This is a genomic window from Neorhizobium sp. DAR64862/K0K3, from assembly GCF_050500185.1.
GTDB classification, from domain to species: domain Bacteria; phylum Pseudomonadota; class Alphaproteobacteria; order Rhizobiales; family Rhizobiaceae; genus Neorhizobium; species Neorhizobium soli.
This window is the reverse complement of record NZ_CP191450.1, coordinates 1327526-1346536: the sequence shown is the minus strand read 5'-3', so window position 1 is coordinate 1346536 and position 19011 is coordinate 1327526. Positions and strand designations below refer to the sequence as shown.

At 61.6% G+C, this 19011-nt stretch carries 15 protein-coding genes; 2 read left to right on the top strand and 13 right to left on the bottom strand.

Going from position 1 to position 19011, the window contains the following annotated elements; genetic code table 11:
- Nucleotides 1-3: 3 nt before the first annotated feature.
- The 13 genes from ACQY1L_RS23000 to ACQY1L_RS22940 all read right to left on the bottom strand — a co-directional run bounded on the left by ACQY1L_RS23000 (nucleotide 4) and on the right by ACQY1L_RS22940 (nucleotide 15880).
- Nucleotides 4-2100 (bottom strand): PAS domain-containing protein, encoded by a 2097-nt coding sequence (locus ACQY1L_RS23000; protein WP_430244796.1) that lies wholly within the window; start codon nucleotides 2098-2100, stop codon nucleotides 4-6.
- Nucleotides 2042-3550, bottom strand: a complete 1509-nt coding sequence (locus tag ACQY1L_RS22995; RefSeq protein WP_430244794.1) for an ATPase domain-containing protein — start codon at nucleotides 3548-3550, stop codon at nucleotides 2042-2044. Before ACQY1L_RS22995 ends, ACQY1L_RS23000 begins: the two co-directional genes overlap by 59 nt.
- Before the next feature lie 112 nt (nucleotides 3551-3662).
- Entirely contained in the window at nucleotides 3663-5063 is a 1401-nt protein-coding gene (locus ACQY1L_RS22990; RefSeq protein WP_430244792.1) for an FAD-dependent oxidoreductase, read from the bottom strand.
- Nucleotides 5060-5674 (bottom strand): cysteine hydrolase family protein, encoded by a 615-nt coding sequence (locus ACQY1L_RS22985; RefSeq protein WP_062458496.1) that lies wholly within the window; start codon nucleotides 5672-5674, stop codon nucleotides 5060-5062. Before ACQY1L_RS22985 ends, ACQY1L_RS22990 begins: the two co-directional genes overlap by 4 nt.
- Nucleotides 5671-7767, bottom strand: coding sequence for a hydantoinase/oxoprolinase family protein (locus tag ACQY1L_RS22980; RefSeq protein ID WP_430246030.1), 2097 nt, complete (start codon nucleotides 7765-7767; stop codon nucleotides 5671-5673). Before ACQY1L_RS22980 ends, ACQY1L_RS22985 begins: the two co-directional genes overlap by 4 nt.
- 5 nt (nucleotides 7768-7772) lie before the next feature.
- On the bottom strand, nucleotides 7773-9539 hold the full coding sequence (locus ACQY1L_RS22975; protein ID WP_430244790.1) for a hydantoinase B/oxoprolinase family protein: 1767 nt from the start codon (nucleotides 9537-9539) through the stop codon (nucleotides 7773-7775).
- Nucleotides 9536-10429 (bottom strand): isocitrate lyase/PEP mutase family protein, encoded by an 894-nt coding sequence (locus ACQY1L_RS22970; RefSeq protein WP_430244788.1) that lies wholly within the window; start codon nucleotides 10427-10429, stop codon nucleotides 9536-9538. The genes ACQY1L_RS22975 and ACQY1L_RS22970 overlap by 4 nt, the downstream gene beginning before the upstream one ends.
- Before the next feature lie 49 nt (nucleotides 10430-10478).
- Nucleotides 10479-11180, bottom strand: coding sequence for an ABC transporter ATP-binding protein (locus tag ACQY1L_RS22965; RefSeq protein WP_430244786.1), 702 nt, complete (start codon nucleotides 11178-11180; stop codon nucleotides 10479-10481).
- Nucleotides 11173-11919, bottom strand: a complete 747-nt coding sequence (locus ACQY1L_RS22960; RefSeq protein WP_113110290.1) for an ABC transporter ATP-binding protein — start codon at nucleotides 11917-11919, stop codon at nucleotides 11173-11175. The genes ACQY1L_RS22965 and ACQY1L_RS22960 overlap by 8 nt, the downstream gene beginning before the upstream one ends.
- 11 nt (nucleotides 11920-11930) lie before the next feature.
- The gene (locus ACQY1L_RS22955) at nucleotides 11931-12905 is read right to left on the bottom strand and encodes a branched-chain amino acid ABC transporter permease (protein ID WP_430244784.1); all 975 of its coding nucleotides are present in this window, start codon (nucleotides 12903-12905) and stop codon (nucleotides 11931-11933) included.
- On the bottom strand, nucleotides 12902-13774 hold the full coding sequence (locus ACQY1L_RS22950) for a branched-chain amino acid ABC transporter permease (RefSeq protein ID WP_113165016.1): 873 nt from the start codon (nucleotides 13772-13774) through the stop codon (nucleotides 12902-12904). Before ACQY1L_RS22950 ends, ACQY1L_RS22955 begins: the two co-directional genes overlap by 4 nt.
- 82 nt (nucleotides 13775-13856) lie before the next feature.
- Nucleotides 13857-15083 carry an ABC transporter substrate-binding protein gene (locus ACQY1L_RS22945; protein ID WP_430244782.1) on the bottom strand — a complete coding sequence of 409 codons (1227 nt, stop codon included), beginning with the start codon at nucleotides 15081-15083 and terminating at the stop codon, nucleotides 13857-13859.
- Nucleotides 15080-15880, bottom strand: coding sequence for a GntR family transcriptional regulator (locus ACQY1L_RS22940; protein WP_430244780.1), 801 nt, complete (start codon nucleotides 15878-15880; stop codon nucleotides 15080-15082). Before ACQY1L_RS22940 ends, ACQY1L_RS22945 begins: the two co-directional genes overlap by 4 nt.
- Before the next feature lie 150 nt (nucleotides 15881-16030).
- Here ACQY1L_RS22940 and ACQY1L_RS22935 point away from each other — a divergent pair, with 150 nt between their 5' ends.
- Nucleotides 16031-18016 (top strand): FAD-dependent oxidoreductase, encoded by a 1986-nt coding sequence (locus ACQY1L_RS22935; protein ID WP_430244778.1) that lies wholly within the window; start codon nucleotides 16031-16033, stop codon nucleotides 18014-18016.
- Between the two features lie 22 nt (nucleotides 18017-18038).
- A complete protein-coding gene (locus ACQY1L_RS22930) occupies nucleotides 18039-19010 on the top strand; it encodes an NAD-dependent epimerase/dehydratase family protein (protein WP_430244776.1) in 972 nt (323 codons plus the stop codon).
- Nucleotide 19011: the final 1 nt, after the last annotated feature.

Sequence of the window (19011 nt, the reverse complement as noted above, 5' to 3'; positions counted from 1 at the left end):
CACCTAGCGCGGCGACGTAAGCTTGCCGATCTGTTCCGCCAGCTGTGCCTGCGTATACGGCTTTCCGAGCCGCGCAACCTCAAGATCAACGCCAGGCGGAAGATCCGCGTAGCCGGAGGCGATCAGGATTGGCAATTCGGGCAGCAAGGCTCGTGCAGCCTTCGAGAGTTCGCCCCCGGTCATGCCAGGCATGGAGTAGTCGGTGATCATCAGATCGAACTTTGGTCCCTTACCCAGATGCTCCAGCGCCTCCTTGCCGGAATGGGCTTCGACCACGTCGTGTCCGAGATCCAGCAGCATGTCGGCGGAACTCATGGCGATGAGGACGTCGTCGTCAACAAGCAGGATACGCTTGGGACCACCCTGATATTCTGCCGGAGGCGATGGTGCCTCGGCCTGCCTCGGCTGCTCGGCAGCGGAAGAGACCGGAATCCACAATTCGGCGGTAGTGCCGGAACCGATCCTGCTCGACAACTTCAACTTTCCCTTTAACTGGGACGCCAGGCCGTGGATCATCGACAATCCGAGGCCCGTTCCCTTGCCCAGTTCCTTCGTTGAGAAAAACGGTTCGATGGCTTTCTGCAGCGTCGCCTCGTCCATGCCTTGGCCTTCGTCCTTGACCGAGAGCACGACGTATCGTCCGGCTGCAAGCGTATCGTTTGAGAACCTCTGCTCTTCCTGGCTGAGGCTGATCCGCAGCGTGCCGCCGTCGGGCATGGCGTCACGCGAGTTGACGGCAAGGTTGAGAAGCGCCAGCTCGATCTGGTTGGCATCTGCCGAAACCTTCGGCAGATGATCCGGTATCGCGGTTTCGACGAGGATGGTCGACCCGACCGAGCGTTCGAGAAGGTCGCGCATGCCACCGATCAGGGCGCCAAGGTCAACGGGACCGATCTGCAGATCCTGGCGGCGGGCAAAGGCGAGCAGCCGCTGGGTCAACGACGCCCCGCGTCTTGCGCCCTGGAGGGCGCCATCGATCAGCCGTTCCGCTTTCGGATCGCCCGCAACGAGCTTGCGGAGCAATTCGAGATTGCCGAGCACTGCCATCAACAGGTTGTTGAAATCGTGGGCGACGCCGCCGGTCAGTTGGCCGATCGCCTCCATCTTCTGCGCCTGGCGCAGTTGATCTTCCGCCCGCTCACGCTGCGACACCTCGTCCATCACGACCGAATGGGCCTGTTCAAGTTCACGCGTCCGCTCGGCGACACGCTCTTCAAGCAGTTCGTTGATCTGCCGCTGCTGCTTCTCGTTGATGACCCGGTCGGTAATGTCGGCGGATACGCCGACCAGCTTGACCGCCTTGCCCGAGTGGTCGCGGTAGAGCTGTGCCCGCACCTCTGCCCAGCGCACGGTGCCGTCGCGCCAGACGGTGCGGTATTCGACAGAATAATCCTCACCGCTCTCGGCTGTTGCGGTATGAGCATCCTGTACGCGTTGCCGGTCATCGGGATGGATGCTGGCAAAAAGGTCCTGATAGGTGAACGCCTCTTCCGGACCGCGTCCGAAAATGCTCTTGCAGGTCGCAGACGTGCTCAGGACATCGGTTGCAAGATCCAGTTCCCAAGCGCCGAGGCGACCGGCCTCGAGTGCTGTCTGCAAACGCCGCTCTCCTTCGTCGAGAGCTTCCATCCGCAGACGTGCATCATATTGGCGCCGACGCCCGCGTGCGGCAGAACGGGCAACGCTGATGAATGTCGTTGCGTGGAAAGGGCGCTCGATGAAGCTGACATTGCCAAGGACCTCCGACAGCCGCGCAGCTGCGGGATTACGCTCCGGACCACCGCCGCGGTTTGTCAGAATGACGAAAGGTAGATCCGACCAGCTCGGCTGGTTCTCGATCCACTGGGAGATGGCGCGCAGGTCGGCGGAGCGCAGAGCTTCCTCGGTGATGACAGCGAGCGCGATGTTGTCGTCAAGGCTGTCGACGAAACCGGACAGGTCCGGGGCCGCCTTCGAAGCGATACCGGCTTCCTTCAGGAGGGATGCCGCAATCTGCGCATCGCGACCGTGTGGGGCATGAATGAGGCCGACGGCATCTCTGTTAGGAATGGCTTTCGTCCTCGTTTGAAAGCTCCAGCAGTTGCTGCTTTTCGCCGACAAGCGTCGGTACGCCGCGCAACACGCCCTGGAAACCGGAAAGCGGATCGCCCAGTGTCAGCCCCGCATCGGTGATGCGAAACTCGCGGATGGTTTCTTCGTGCCGACCGGTTCGCTTCTTGATGACCGAGACTGCACGCCGAACCCTGCCCAGTGCCTCGAAATAGCGCAGCAGGATAACTGTATCGGCGAGGTAGGTGACATCGACCGGGGATTTCATGTCTCCGACGAGCCCGTGCTGGGCAACTGTCAGAAACGTATTGGCGCCTTGCCGATTGAGGTATTGCAGCAGTTCATGCACGTGCAGGATCAGCGCGTTTTCCTCGGGCATCGACGCCTGGTAGCCGTTCACGCTATCGATCACGACTGTCCCGGCCTTGAAGGTCGCCACGCGATCCCGCACGCGTTGCGAGAATTCCCCCGGCGAAAGCTCGGCCGCATCCAGCTGCTCGATGTGAATAGCGCCATCGTCGCGCATCTTCTCAAGGTCGATCCCCATTGCTTTCGTACGCGAGAACAACAGGCCGAGCTCTTCGTCGAATATGAAGACGGCTGCTTTCTCACCGCGCTTCACGGCAGCTGCTACAAACTGGAGCGCGAACAGGCTTTTGCCGGTACCGGCAGGTCCGATGAGCAGCGTGCTCGACCCGCGTTCTATACCACCGCCAAGTAGATCGTCGAATTCGGCAATGCCGCTTTTTAAAATAGCTCGGTCGAATGCCGTCTTGTGCTCGATCGCACGCAGCCGCGGAAAGACCGAGACGCCTCCGGTCTTGATGACGAAATCATGATAGCCGCCGCGGAACGCCTGGCCGCGATATTTGATCACCCGCAGGCGGCGGCGTTCCGAACCATAGTCGGGAGCCAGCTGCTCGAGATGAAGAACGCCGTGAACGACGCTGTGGACGGTTTTGTCGAGATTGTCTGACGTCATGTCGTCGAGCAAAAGGACTGTGGCGTCGGATCGAGAAAAGAAATGCTTCATGGCCAGGATCTGGCGGCGGTAGCGGAGAGAACTCTGTGCCAACAGACGGATTTCCGACAGGCTGTCGATCACCACACGCTGCGGTTTCAGACGCTCGAAGGCCTCGAAGATCAGCTTGGTCGTCTCGCCGAGCTCCAGATCTGAGGAGTAAAGCAGGCTTTGCTGCTGGTCTGCGTCAAGCAGGCTTTCCGGGGGGACGAGCTCGAAGATTTCGATCGAATTTCCGAATTCGATACCGTGCGAAAGCGCGCTTTCCCGCAGTTCTTCTTCGCTCTCCGACAGGCTGATATAAAGACAGCGCTCCTTGAGTGTCGCGCCTTCCAAAAGAAATTGCAGGGCGATCGTAGTTTTGCCCGTGCCCGGCGTCCCTTCGAGCAGGAAAACATGGCGGCGAGTCAAACCGCCCGATAATACATCGTCCAGTCCCAGAACGCCTGTCCTCGCCTTTGTACTCAAGCCGTCGATCATGTTTTTTCCTTTTGCGACTTTTGACTTAGCGCAAACTGGCGTGGAAACAAGAGATGGACGGGTTGGGTACGGTAACTGTGACGAACGAGATGTTTCCGGCTGTCCTTCGATTCTAGCAGTTGCGCAGGTAAGCGGCGGCGCGAAGACCCGAAATGCGTCCGAGCGCCACTGCAGTCAGGAGACCGTTCCCGGACAGGTAGCCGCTCGCTTTGCTGCCCGATACGCCACAGGCGGCGCCTCCGGCGGCAAAAAGGTTTGCGATGGTCGAACCGTCGCGTCGAACCACACGCGCCTCGCCGTCAACAACAAGCCCGCCCTGGGTGTGGAAGAGTGCGCCGGTGACCCTTACCGCTTTGAAGGGCGCTCGAAGTGGCGGCACGTCTGCCAGAGAACGGCCGAACGGGTCCGCCCCACCCTCGGCTTTGCAATTCTCGAAAGCACGGAAGCTTGCCGTCAGTTTCTCCGGCGAGACCTGCATCCGCTCCGCAAGCGCCTCGATCGTATCGGCCTCGATGATCGCCTGCATACGCTCGGCGCTTCTGAAATCCTCGAACTGGCCGGCGATCTCGGCGATCCGCGTGTCGAACACGGTCCATGCGATCCCTTCCGGCTGGGCAAGCACGTTGGACGCCTGCTCGGAATACCCCTTCGCCTCGTTGGAAAAGCGTTCGCCTGCGACATTCACCTGGAAGCCGCCTTCCATCACGGTCGCCCAAGTGATCAGGATCCCGGCAGGATGGGCGACCGATCCATGGCCCTGATGACCACTCAGATGCCGCGTCGCAGCACCCAGCGCCTCACCCCAGACGATCGCATCGCCCTGGTTGCCCGGGTGGCCGAAATAGAGTGCATCCCGCATGTCCGGAATGTGGTCGGCAACCAGCGCCGGATTGCCGCCATAGCCATTGCAGGCAAGGATCACGGCCTCGCAGCCGATGTCTTCGCGGGACCCATCCGGTCGCGACAGGGTCATGCCGCGCGGCTTGCCGTCGGAGCCTACGACGAGTGTGTCCACATGGGCTTCGGTCAGGATATCGATGCCGGCTTCTTCCGCGGCGTCGCGCAGACGATCGATCAACTCCTCGCCGGACCGGGAGGGAAGACCATGCATTCGAAGGTGCGAGTGGCCGGGATAGCGAAAATTGTCGACCAGCGAAAACGCCAGGCCGTGGTCCTCCGCCAGCCATTCCAGCGTTGGTCCGACTGTTTCGGTGACCAGCCGAACGAGATCCACATCCGGCTCGCCATCCGCCTTGTGCAGGATATCCGCCCCGAAGGCTTCCGGCGTGTCCTCGACACCGATCGCGCGCTGCCAGCGCGTGCCTGCTGCCGGAATGAGGCCGGCCGACAGCGCCGTCGAGCCGCGCGGCAGCGGATCGCGCTCCAGCACAATCACCTCGACGCCTCCCGCATTGGCGGAAAGTGCTGCAACCATACCGGCGGCACCGGCGCCGATCACGACAAGCGGCACCATCACCTCGAATTCCCGGTCCGAGACTTCGACCTTTCTCATTGGGCGTCGAACTCGGCGATCATGTCTTCGATTGTCGCGATCCGGCTGACAGGTTTCAATGCTGCGATCGCGGTCTCGTGCGTTTCCTGCGAGAAGGCGGCCGAACCATCCGACAGGGTGATCGTTTCGAAATCGCGGACATGGGCGTCACGAACGGTGGAGGCGACACCGCCATTGGTGACGATGCCGCCGACCACCAGCTTCTCGATGCCGCATTTGCGCAGGACCCATTCGAGCCGGGTCATGTAGAACGCCGAATAGGCGACTTTCTCGACAATGAGATCGGCCGGCGCCAGATCATCGATCAGGCTGTTGCCCCAGGTGCCTGGCGCAAAATCGCCCTTGCCGAGAAAGGGCCGGAGTTCCTTCAGATGCGGTGAGATGATCGGCTCGCCACCCTTGCCCGGCACCAGCGTGAACTGGGCCGAGATGATGTAGCCGCCTTTTGCGCGCATTACGTCCACAAGTGGCTTGATGCGTTCCTGCAATGCCGCGATCTCAGGCGCGCCTTGACCGGCACGGCCATAGGCGCCGTCGGGGGCCAGAAAATCATTGGTCAGATCGACGATGATCAGGCCGGTCTTTTCTATGGGGATCGAATGTCCGCTCATGATTTCCGCTCCACGATGATATTTCCGTAGAGATCGACGCGTGCCTTGAATTCCGGCGAGACGACTGTCGTTGCATCCGGCTGTTCGAGGATCGCCGGGCCCTGGATTTCGGAACTCTCCGGCAGTTGCAGGCGATCGTAGATCGTCGTTTCATGCCAGGCGCCGTCGAACCAGACCTGTCGCGAGCCCGTCGTTGCGGAGGCAACCGTCGTATCGACAGGTGCGGCCAGCGCCTTCAGATCGAAGCTCGGACGAATGCCGATCGCGCTGGTGCGAAGGTTGACGATCCGCATCGGAACACCCGGCAGAAGCCGGCTGAAACTTGCCTGATAGGCATCCTCGAAAGCCTGCTGGATCATCGCCTCGCTGACATCGGTTTGGCTCCCGCTGATCGTTGCCGGCAGTGTGACCCGAACCGTATGGGTCTGACCGACATAGTGCATGTCGAGCTCGAACAGCGTATCGATCCGCTCGACCGTCAGATGCGCATCCTCGACGACGGCGCGCGCCTTGCCCGCCTCCTCGACCATGCGGGCGTCGATCGCCGCAACGTCGATGCCCTCGAGCGAGAGGTTCAAGGTCTGGACCTGGTCGTGGCGGATGTCGGCGATGACGCAACCCAGCGCAGATGTCACACCCGGATAACGCGGCACAAGCGCCGCCTTCAGCCCGACTTCGCGAATCAGCGCCGAGACATGCAATGCCCCGCCGCCACCGAAGGGAACGGCCGCGAACTTCTGCGGATCGTGACCGCGCTCGATCGACATCAGCCGGATCGCGCCGGCCATGCGGCTGTCGGCAATCTTCACGATCGCTTCGGCCGCTTCCATCACACCGAGGCCGAGCGGCTTTGCGACATGCTGGTCGATCGCGGCCTTGGCGGCCTCCACGTCGAGACGGGCAAGCTTGCCGCCGATCGGCCGGTCCGCGTTTATACGGCCGAGCACGACGTTGGCATCCGTCAGCGTTGGCCGGGTATTGCCCTGACCGTAGCAGACCGGGCCGGGCCGTGAACCGGCACTTTCGGGGCCGACCTGCAGCAGGCCGCCGGCATCCACATGCGCAATCGAACCGCCGCCGGCACCGATCGTGGTGATCTCGATCATCGGTGTTCGGATAACGAGGCCGAAATCGATCGTCGTCTGGGCCGCGAGCGCTGCCTTGCCGTCGGCAATCAGCGAGACATCGAAGGACGTGCCGCCGAGATCGCCGGTGATGACGTTTGGAAAGCCTGCCGCTTTTGCGATCGCGGCTGCGGCAATGACGCCTGCCGCCGGACCGGACAGCGCTGTGCGGGCCGGAAGCCTGCGCGCCGTCTCCGTCGACATGACGCCGCCGTTCGACTGGACGATATGGAAGCGGCCGGCGAAGTCTTCGCTTGCCAGTGCCGTTTCCAGCTTGCCGAGATAGGAGCCGACCACCGGCTGCAGATAGGCATTGAGGACGGTCGTCGACGTGCGCTCGAATTCACGGATTTCGGGCAGGATCTGCGTCGAGCAGGCGAGGTTCTCGTTGTCCCAGACCGCACGGGCGGCTTCCACCGCACGCTCCTCGTTTTCTGGATTGGCATAGGCGTTGACGAAGACGATCGCGAGCGCCTCCGCACCCATCGCCTTCAGCTTTTCGGCAGCGACGCGGACGGCATTGACATCGACGCCAAGACGGATCGTACCGTCGGCGAGCGTGCGTTCCGCCACTTCCAGACGCATGTCACGTTCGACGACGGGTATGAAATCGCCCCATAGGCCCCAGGTATTCGGCCGGTCCCGGCGTCGCATTTCCAGTACGTCACGAAAGCCTTCGGTAGTGATCAGACCAACCCTGGCGCCCTTGCGCTCCAGCAGCGCGTTGGTGCCGACGGTGGTGCCGTGCACGATCGAAGACAGGTCAGCGATGGCGCCGAAACCCTTCAGACCATCGAGGAAGCCAACAGCTTCATCACCGCGGTTGGAGGGGACCTTGTTGGTGCGGAATTTCGCAGACGCTTCATCGAAATAGAAGAGATCAGTAAAGGTGCCGCCGACATCGACGCCGACGATCCTGCCCAATCCCGACTGGCCCAGTTTTTCATTTTGTTGTTTTGTTGTTCCCAGATCGCTCACGCGGCCACTCCCTTGCGCAGCTTGTCGGTTGCTTCGTGGTCGATCTCGCCATCTGCGCCGATCACCACGCCGTAGAGGGCTTCGGCCTGACTGGTGCTGACGAAGCCGAGGCGCACGTCATGCAGAACCTTGTCCGGATCGCGCCTGTGGGGATCGCCCCAGCCGCCGCCGCCAGGTGTCTCCAAGCGGATCCGCTTGCCGGGCTTCAGCCTCAGATCGGTAATCTTCGACGCCATCGGCGGAACGGCTTCGCCGCCATCTTCCGTTTGCCACGAGAACCTGTTCAATGCCGCTGACTCTCCGCCGACGACGCCGAACGGCGCGCGTCTGCCGCGTTCGCCGAGCAGCGCCACGTCGCCGCCGGTGAGCAGCTCCAGTTCATAGACTGAGCCAACGCCGCCGCGATGGGTGCCGGCACCGGCCGAATCCGGCCGCAGCGCCCATTGCGTGAACATGACGGGATAGGCGGCTTCGAGGATCTCGACCGGTGGAATGGTCGCCGTCGAAATCGGGTTGTTGGCATGGTTCAAGCCGTCGGACATCGGATTGCCGCCGAGACCGCCACCGAAGAACGAGAACATCACCCATCGCTTGTGGTCTGCCCTGTAGCCGGCGAGCGACAATGCGTTGATCGTGCCGAACGGGGCAGCAGTTGCACGCGCCGGATCAGCCTGGGCAATGGCGCCGAGAACGACGCCGATCAGGCGCAGGATGGTTTCCGTATAGCCGGCAACCGGCTTTGGAGCATTTGCGCCGAGCAGGGAATTATCGACGATGGTGAACGAGATCGGGCGAAGGCAACCCGCATTCGCCGGCACTTCGGTAAAGATGTGCTTCAGCGCCACGTAGCAGGCGGCAATCGTCGTCGAGCGCGAGATATTGATCGGACCCTGGGCCGACTGGGTGGAGCGCGAGAAATCAAGCGCCATCGTGTCGCCGGAAATCGTCAGGTCGAGCGCTACCGTCAGCATCTCGTCGGTGATGCCGTCATTGTCGAGCACGTCTTCGAACGAATAGGTACCATTGGGGATTGAAGCGATCGCTGAGCGCATCAGCGCTTCGGCGCGGTTTGAGAAAGCCTCGAACGCCGCATCGACTGTCGCTGGACCATATTCGCCGAGAAGAGCGCCAAGCCGTTTCTCGCCGAGATCGAGCGCATTGAGCTGACCGTTGAGATCGCCCCAGTTCGACATCGGAACGCGGGAATTGGCGGACAGGATTTCGATGATGTCGTTGTTCATCGTGCCTGCGGAGATCAGCTTGACGACCGGGATCCGCACACCTTCCTGGAAGCTTTCGACCGCCTTCGGATTGTAGCTGCCGGCGACATTGCCGCCGATGTCGAGCCAGTGACCGACCGAGGCCATCCAGCAAAACAGCTTTCCATCCCGAAAGATCGGCCGCACCAGACGGAAGTCGTTGAGATGTGTCCCGCCCTCGTAAGGGTCGTTGAAGATGAACGTATCGTTCTCTTGCAAGCCCCCTTCCCGCTCGACCTTGGCGATGACGGCGCGCACGGCAAACGCCATGGCCCCGACGAAAATCGGCAGGCCGGACGTGCCCTGCACCAGCGTGTCGCCGGTCGTGGCGTGATAGATGCCGTGGCAGGCATCCTTGGCTTCGGCGATTGTCGGGTTGAAAGCCGAGCGATAGAGCGTCGCATCCATCTCGTCTGCAATCTGCTCCAGCCGGCCCTTCAGAACCGCCAATGTCACGGGATCAAGCGTCACTGAATCACGTGTGACGGTAGCTTGCGAACTCATCTCGCGTCCTCTTCTCGTGTGTCCTGGCGATCGGCATCTTCATAGCTTTTGCCGAGCGCGAGCATGTCGGGCGTGCCGATCAGCGCATTGAGCCCGTTGAAATCGAACATCCGGTCCGCGAACGGCGCGTTGGATCCGGCAGCGGCCAGAGAGGCGTAATAATCGACCGCCGTCTTCGCCATTGCCCGGACGATTCCGCCCGGAAAGATGACGATCTGGAAGCCAAGGTCGGACAATTCAGCTGCGTTGTGGATTGGCGTCGTGCCGCCCTCGACCATGTTGGCAACCAGTGGCCTGACGCCCTTCAGCGCGCCTGCGATATCGCCCAGCTGCTCGCCACTCTTCGGCGCCTCGACGAACAGAATGTCGGCACCGGCTTGCGCGTAAAGATGCGCGCGTTCCAGCGCCCGATCGATCCCTTCCATCTGCAGCGCATCGGTGCGCGCGATGATCAGCGTCTGCTCGCTTGCCCTTGCGTCGACCGCCGCCTTGATCTTTCCGACCATCTCTCCGGTGGAGACGACCGACTTGTCGTTCAGGTGCCCGCAGCGCTTCGGCGTGGTCTGGTCTTCAAGCTGGATGCCCTGGGCGCCCATCTTTTCAAACAGCCGCACCGTGCGCTGGACGTTGAGCGCATTGCCGTAGCCCGTGTCGGCATCGACGATAACGGGCACGGTCATCCGGTCGCAGATCATCGCGATCCGGTCGGCCACTTCCGCCATCGACACGAGGCCGATATCGGGTCGCCCAAGATGGGTGTAGGCGATGGCCGCGCCGCTCAAATACACTGCGCGAAAGCCGGCGCCCGCTGCGATCGACGCCGTGAGGGCGTCAAACACTCCAGGCGCGACAATCGGAATGCCGCTCTTCAAATCCTGGCTGAGACTCATGGTATGTTTCCTTGTTCTTCCCGGCCTCTCTGGGCCGTGTTCTTGTCGCTCAAAGGCCGAGATAAGCCCGTTTCAATTCAGGATTGTCGCGAAGTTCGGCGGCATCGCCTGATAGTGCGACCGAACCGTTCTCCAGGATGTAGGCCCGGCTCGCGAGGTCCAGCGACTGCATGACGTTCTGCTCCACCAGCATGATCGGCAGGCCATCGTCGCTCAGGCGGCGGATGAGCGAGAACATCTCCTCGACCAGAAGCGGCGACAGGCCGAGCGAAGGCTCGTCGAGGATCAGAAGCTTGGGTTCGCTCATCAGGCCGCGGCCGATCGCCAACATCTGCTGCTCGCCGCCCGACAGCGTGCCGGCGAACTGCCGGGTCCGTTCCTTCAGCCGCGGAAAGATTGCGAACACCTTTTCGATATTGCCGGCCCGGACCCGCTTCGGCCGGCAATAGCCACCGAGTTCGAGATTTTCCAGAATGGTCAGGTTGGGAAAGATCTTGCGACCTTCCGGCACGTGGATGAGGCCGGATGCGACGATTTCGCGGGCAGTGGCGCCCAGTATCTCACGGCCGTCGAAACGAACCGAGCCGCTGCGGGCGGGCTGCACCCCTGACAGTACCTTGTTGAGCGTGGTCTTGCCGACGCCGTTCGATCCGAGCACGGCGACCACCTCGCCCTTGCCGACGGAAAGGCTGAGGCCGCGAAGGACTTCGGTTCCGCCATAGCCGGCGCGCAGGTCTGCGATCTCAAGCATGGGCTGCCCCTTCCGCCTTGATGCGCGCTGCAGCGCCGTGGCCGAGATAGGCCTCGATGACAGCCGTATCGGTACACACCAAACGCGGCTCGCCGCTTGCAATCATCTTGCCCTGCGAGAGCACGTAGACGGTGTCGCAGAGGTTCATCACCGCCTGCATGATGTGTTCGATCATCAGGATCGTGACACCCTCTTCGCGGATCTGCCGGATGATCGGCAAAACGTCACGGATTTCGGATGGGTTGAGCCCCGCCAGCACCTCATCGAGTAGCAACAGCTTCGGCTGCGTCGCGAGTGCCCTTGCCAGTTCGAGCCGCTTGCGGCCGGCAATCGTGAGGCCCGAGGCAAGTTTGTCGAGTTCGTGGCCAAGACCGACTTTTTCGGCCGTCAGGGTCGCAAGACGCCTCGCCTCAGCCGGATCCTTGGTGTGCAGGAAGGCACCGACGGCGATGTTGTCGCGAACGTCGAGACCCGCAAAGGGCTGGACAATCTGGAACGTGCGCGCCAGTCCTCGGCGTGCCCTCAAATGCGGCTTTTCGCTGGTAATGTCCTCATTCTGAAACGTGACGGTTCCCGCATTGGGGTTGAGGAAGCCGGCGATCATTGCAAACAGCGTCGTCTTGCCGGCCCCATTGGGACCGATCAGCCCGGTGATCGAACCCTCCGCCACATCGATCGTTGCATCGTCGACGGCGAGAAGCCCGGAAAATCGCTTGGTGAGATTGTGCGCTTTCAACATGGTCATGCCCCTCACATCGCCTTGCCGCGGCTTTTGCGCCGATACCAGAGATCCGCCACGAAACCTCGGATCCCGTTCGGTGCGAAAGCGACGCAGAGAATGAGAATGATGCCGAAGACGACGAGATCGACGCCGGCGATGCCGCCCGAAAACGACTTGGTGATTTCGCCGAGACCCAAAAGCAGGACCGAGCCGATCAGCGGACCGAGCATCGTGCCTGCGCCACCGACGATTGCCGCAAACAGCGCCTCGATCGAGATCCACGAGCCGTAGGCGACATTGGCATCGATGAAGAGGAAGTTCTGCACGTAGAGGCAGCCGGCAAGCGCGGTGATCGCGGCTGACAGCGTGATTGCCTGCATCTTGATCTTGAAGATATCGACACCGAGCGCCTGGGCTGCCTGATCGTTTTCACGAAGCGCAATGAGATAGGCGCCAAAAGCGGATCGTTCCAGCCAGCGGGTCAGAAGCAGGCCGCCTGCCACGAAGCCGATGAGGATCAGCAGGAACCAGCGGCGGTCGGAAAATTGCAGATAGGCAAAGCCGTTGTTGATCGAGACCAGCATGCCGGCAGCGCCACCGGTGAAATCCCAGCTGTTGGCGAGGATGCGCAGCACTTCCGCAAATGCCAGCGTGATCAGCGCGAAATAGGATCCTTTCAGGCCTGCCCGGAAGCTCAGAAAGCCGATCATGGCGCCGACGGCCGCACCGAGAATGACGCCGCAGACAAGGCCGACCCAGGCATTGATGCCGAAGCTCGTCTGCAGGATCGTCGTCGTATAGGCGCCGGTACCGAAAAAGGCCGCGTGTCCGAAGGAGGAGAGCCCGCCATAGCCGCCGAGAACATTCCAGCCCTGCGCCGTGAGCGCGATGATCATCATGAAGATCAGGAGATTGAGAATGTTGCCGGGCAGCCCGGCAACGGCTGCGATGCCGACCACGCCGAGAAAGGCAAGGGCCGCGATGAATTCAAAATTCTTCTTCATGCGCGTGCTCCAAACAGGCCGGTGGGCTTCACCAGAAGCACGAGAATGAAAATGAGGAAGATGCCGATCTGGCCGAGGCTATCGCCGAGGAAGAGGCTGGAAATGGCTTCGACGACGCCGATCAGCAGGCCGCCGATCAGGGCGCCGGGGATCGATCCCATGCCGCCGAGAACGACAATGGTGAAAGCGACGAGAACAAAGGCCGCCCCTGTGGTGGGGCTGACATAGAACGAGGGCATCAGCAGGCCGCCGGCAATCGCCAGACAGGCGGTACCGATCGCAAACGTCATGGCATAGACATGCGCGACATTGATCCCGACAAGGCTGGCGCCGAGTTTTTCCTTGGCAACGGCGCGGATCGCCTTGCCGATATCGGTTCGGTTGAGGATCGCCCACAGAAGGACGGCGGTCACGACCGAGACTACGAGCCCGATCACCCTCGGCAGCGAGAGAAGGAGCGGACCGAGCGGCACGATCTCGAACGCGTAATCTGTCGCAATGGTGCGGGTGTCGGAATTGAACCCGGCGAGAAGCAGGTTCTGGATGACGATCGACAGACCAAGGGTGGCGAGCAAAATACCGTTGTCCGAGCCGCGACTGGCCGGACCGATGATAAAGCGCTGCAGACAATAGCCGATCGCGAACATCATAGGCGTGACGACGAGGATGGCGACGTAGGGATCAAGGCCGAACCTGTCTGAGGCCAGCCAGACGAGATACATCGCGACCGTCAGCAAGGCGCCGTGGGCGAAGTTGACGATGTGCAGCACGCCGTAGATGAGGGTGAGCCCGAGAGCGATCAGCGCGTAGACGGCACCGAGCATCAGGCCGTTCATCAACGCTTCGAAAATGATTGTCGGCGAATACATGATGTTCCTTCGAAGAAGGGCTTGCCGGAATGGCCCGGGACAAAAACGCCGCCCCGGGCCTGCCGCACTCGCTGGGTATGGATTAGCCGTTGGCCGGGAACTTGGGCTTGGCCTGGGCGAACTGGTCCGGATAGATGACCTTGATCTGGCCACCCTGAACCTGGGTATTGAGCGGAAGCGCGTTGACGTTCTGGCCTGTCGCATCGAACTTCGACTTGCCGTAGGGCATCACGCCGCTGTCGAACTCGTTCTTCTGCAAGGCTTCGATGATCGCGCCGCTTTCGGCACTCTTCGCAAATTCCAGCGCCTGCGCTGCGACCTTGACGACCGAGTAATTGATCGGCGCGTTGTAGGCGTAGAACTTGCCGGCGGCCTGAACGGCCTGCATCAGCTTGTCGTTGGTCGGGTTCTTGGGATCGCCCCAGTGGTTGACGTCCATCACGCCTTCTGCCGCTTCCGGGAATTCCTTGACGAACCGGTAGCTGGAAGCCGCACCGCCGAAGAGAGCATAGATACCGCCCTTCGGCTTGACCCGCTGCTGTTGCAGGGTCCGGGCGAACAGCACGAATTCGTTGAAGTAATGCGAGGGAATGATGAGGTCGGGCTGCAGCGAACGCAGGCGGAGCACCACATTCGACATGTCGCGTGCCGGTGTCGGGTGCGAAATCGCCTCGACCACTTCGAAGCCGAGGGCAGGCAGGCGAGCCTGCATCAGCTTGGCGAGACCCGAGCCGAGAAGACCGTCTTCATGGACGATCGCCACAGTCTTTGCGGCCTTGCCGGAAGCGTCGTTGATAGTTACGAGGTTCTTCAGCGCGACGTCGGCCGCCATCGAGAAGCTCGGGTTGAAACGGAAGACGTTTTTGAGGTTGCGGGTCATCAGCGCGTCGGAGACGGCGCAGTCGATGATGAAGGGAAGCTCGTAGCGGGCCGCGGCCTGGGTCGCGGTCATGGAAATGCCGCTGGCAAAACCACCGACGACGATCGCAGCGCCATCCGCCTTCAGCTGTTCGGTCGCCTGGGCGCCGGCTTCGGCATTCGAACGGCTGTCGCCGATCAGAAGTTCGAGCTTGGCGCCGCCGAGCGACTTGATGCCGCCGGCATCGTTGATTTCCTTGATCGCATATTCCGCGCCGATCCGTGCCAGATCGCCGTCTCCGGCAAAGCCACCGGTCATCGGCTGCAGCAGAGCGATCTTGACCGTCGGTGCCTGTGCCCGGCTGAGACCGGGTGCCGCAAGGACCATCGCCGAGACACCGCCAACTTTCAGCACCGTGCGCCGGGAGACCGAGTTCGTGAGCTTCTTCATTCCTTCACCACCCTCTTAGGATTGCGGGGGCCGGATGCCCGCTCGTTACGGTAGACCTCGGACGTAGGGCTCCAGTGCCGGCTCCCTTCAGTGCCCTTGCGTACGAGGTTCATTTGCAGGCTGTATCTATCGGGACGGTAGAGCGCTTGGAGATACTCCATGCCGCGCCCTCCCTTGCCGTAGACGACACGGGTCAGCGCGATGAGGGGCGAACCCACACCGATACCAAGGGCCTCGGCCACTTCCGGATTGGCAAGAACCGCACCCACTTCCTGCCATGCCGTTTCAGCACGCAGACCGGCTCTCTCCATCAGTTCGAGCAGAGCCATATGAGCCAGGTCGTCACGTGAATATTCGCGACCGACGCGTTCGGGCACGTAGGCCGTCAGATAGGAGAACGGAAGGTCGTCGAAGGAGCGTACGCGCACCGACTTCTGAACCCGCTCGTCGTCTTCGAGATGCAAGGCCTCGGCAACCTTCTCGGGTGCCTCGATATAGTCGAACGAGATCAGCTTGACGGCCGTTGTCCGCCCCATTTCAATGAGGTGAGCAAAGGCATTCGAGAGGTCGGCCGTGGCCATCTGGGCAAAGTTGGAGCCCCGCACATAGGTGCCGGATCCGACCCGCTTGTCGACCAGGTCTTCGGCGGAAAGTAGATCGAGCGCGAGCCGGACCGTGACCCGCGAAACCCCGTATTGTTCAGCCAACGCAAGCTCGCTCGGCAGGCGCATGCCGGCCTTCAGCTCGCCCGAAACGATCTTGTCCCGCAGCAGAAGATAGACCTTCTGAGTCTTCAAGGGTTCGGTCGCCGGCCTCAACGTGAGCTCCCAATCTATCTTATTTTTAATACAGGTTTTGTATAAAACGGCTGACAGATCTCGTCAATGCCCATATAACACTCAGCAGACGTATTTGCCTATATGCAGTGCAACATGCGAGATTGTGCGATGCAAGAGAGATTTGCGGAAACCGAGTTTTCACATGCGATGGTGCCGCTTGCCGTCGGCAATCTCACGTTTCGAAACCGCATTCTCGTTCCGGCGCATACGACTAATTTCGGCGAAAACCACCTGCCGAGCGAGCGCCACCTTGCCTACCATCGCGAACGTGCGAGGGGCGGTGTCGGTGCGCTCATCTTTGAATCCATCCGCGTTCACGCGAACTCGCTTGGCCGGCCGCAGGCCGTCTGTGGCTTCGACCCTGCCAGTATCGAACCGTTCCGCAGGATCACCGACGCTGTCAAAGCGGAAGGCGCGCGGATCCTTGGCCAGATCATCCATCTCGGCCGGCAGGTTGAGGGCGATTTCGAGCGGACCGTCTCCTTTGGACCGTCGCCGATTCCGTGGGCGACGTCTGCCCTGCCGCCGCGCCCGATGGATCGCGCCGACATGGATGCGGTCATCGAAGGGCATGTGCTGACCGCCCGCCATCTCGTGGCGGCGGGCTTTGAGGGGATAGAGCTGCAGATGGCGCATGGCCATCTTCTGCAGCAGTTCCTGTCACCGCTTTCCAACACACGCGACGACGCGTACGGCGGCTCGGCGGAAAACCGGATGCGCTTTCCGCTGGAGGTCCTTCAGGCTGTCCGAGCGGAAGTGGGTCGCGATTTCTGTCTGGGCATTCGCCTCAGCGGCGATGAGTATGTCGAGGGCGGGATCACCATCGATCAGGCCGAGAGGACCGCGGTGTCACTTGCGGCGGCCGAAAAGATCGACTTCTTCAATGTCTCGCATTCCGCCTATCACGCCTCCTATTCGCTCGCTTCGCAAATGGCCGACATGGCAATCGATCCGGAACCATTCCGGTCGTTGCCGGCGCGGATCCGCATCGCTTTGCGCAGTGAGGGCCACGACATTCCCGTCTTCGCCGTCTGTCGGTTCAACACGCTGGCGGAGGCCGACGCGATCATTGCGGCCGGTGGCGCGGATGCGGTTGGTATGGCGCGTGCTCATCTTGCCGAGCCGGCCATCGTCAACAAGACGGTCGAAGGCCGCATGAACGAAATCCGCACCTGCATTGCCTGCAATCAGGGTTGCGCCGGGATGCTGGAAAAGAACCTGCCGATCCGCTGTCTGGTCAATCCGCGTGCCGGGCTGGAAGGCGAATGGGCGGAGCTTGCCAAGACCGGCACGCAACAACCCAAACGCTTGCTTGTGGTCGGCGGCGGGCCGGCCGGGTTGGAGGCGGCGCGTACGGCAGCGGAGCGCGGCCATATCGTGACGCTGTGGGAAAAGCAGGACGATCTCGGCGGTCAGTTTCGCGACGCGGTGAAGATGCCGAAGCGCGCCGAATTCCGAACCCTGATGGAAGAGCAGATTGCCGATCTCGGTCGGTTCGGTGTGACGGTGGTAACAGGCAAGCATGCCGATGCCGCATCGATTGCCGATTTTGCGGCCGATGCAGTGTTTCTGGCGACAGGTTCGATGCCCGTTCGCGCAGAATTTGCCGGTGGCGGAAAGGCCTTCACGATCGTCGAGGCACTTGACGACCCGGCAGTGCTCGGCACCGACGTGGCCCTGTTCGACCGCACCGGCGAGTGGGCCGCACTGACGCTTGCGGAACATCTCGCCGACCTTGGCAAAAAGGTGACGTTCTTTTCGCCGGCTGGCGGCATCGCCTGGCGCACGACCATCTACTCGACACTCGCAAACCTGAAACGGCTGCGCGAGAAAAAGGTGAGGCTCGCCACGCTCCGGAAGGTTACAGCCTTCGACGGCGAGACCCTGACGGTTGAGGATCTTTCGACCGGCGAGAGTGAGTTGCATATGGGGTTCACCGGTGTCGTCGCCGCCGAACACAATTTCGCGGACCATTCCCTGTTCCAGCAGCTCCGTCATCTCGCCGTGCCCGTCCGACAGATCGGCGACAACCTTGCGCCCCGCACGGCCCTTGAAGCGGTCTATCACGGCCATCTTGCCGCTCGAGACCTATGAGATCTGGAAGGAGTAAAACTTGATGAGCATTCTGATAACGGGTGCAGGCGGCTTCCTCGGGCTTAACCTGATCGAGGTCATGAATGCCCAGAGCCAACCAGTCGTTGCCCTCAACGATCGCCCTCTGCCGGCAGCTTTTGCCGCAAAGCCGGGTGTCACGGTCGAATTGGCGGACGTGCGGGATCGCGTGGCGATCGCCGATATTCTTTCGCGCCACGACATTACCTGCATCATCCATGCGGCTGCGATTACACTTGGGCCAAAGAGTGCCATCGCATCGGCAAGCGACGCCTTCGACGTCAATACGGTCTCGGTCGCGATCCTGCTTGAGGAGGGTCGGAAAGCCGGCATCCGCCGCTTCGTCTACCCGAGCTCCTCCGCCGTCTACGGCGCGGCGCCCTTCGATGGCGCAGCCGTGACCGAAGAGACGAACCCGATGCCCACGACGCTTTACGGCTTTACCAAGCTTGCCAGCGAAAGACTGGTTGTCGAAGCGGGGAAAAGTTTTGGCATATCCACTGTGCGGGCGCGCATCACCGCGGTGTTCGGGCCGCACGAGCATGAAACCGGCGTGCGCGAAACGATGAGCCCGCCATTCCAGATCGCCGCCAAGGCCGTGGCGGGTGAGGATGTTCTCTTGCCTGCAGGAGGCGCCCGCGACTGGACGAGCAGCCGAGACATCGCGAAAGCGCTTGCGCTGCTTGCAATGCGGGAAAGCTTGCCGTCCGATCTCTACAATCTCAGTGTTGGCGAAACCTGGCATGTAAGCCGCCTCAGTGCGCATCTGGCGAAAGCCTATCCCGGCTGGCGCTTTGCTGATGGAAAGGCCGATGGCAGCGACAGCGCGATCGCCTTCAACGACGACCTCTCCCGACGTCGCCATGCGGTTTCGGCCGAAAAATTCGAAACGGATTTCGGCTTCCGCTTCATGGCGCCGGACGAGGCCTGCGCAGACTATGTCGGCTGGCTTGCCGATCAGACCCATGGCGCGTGAC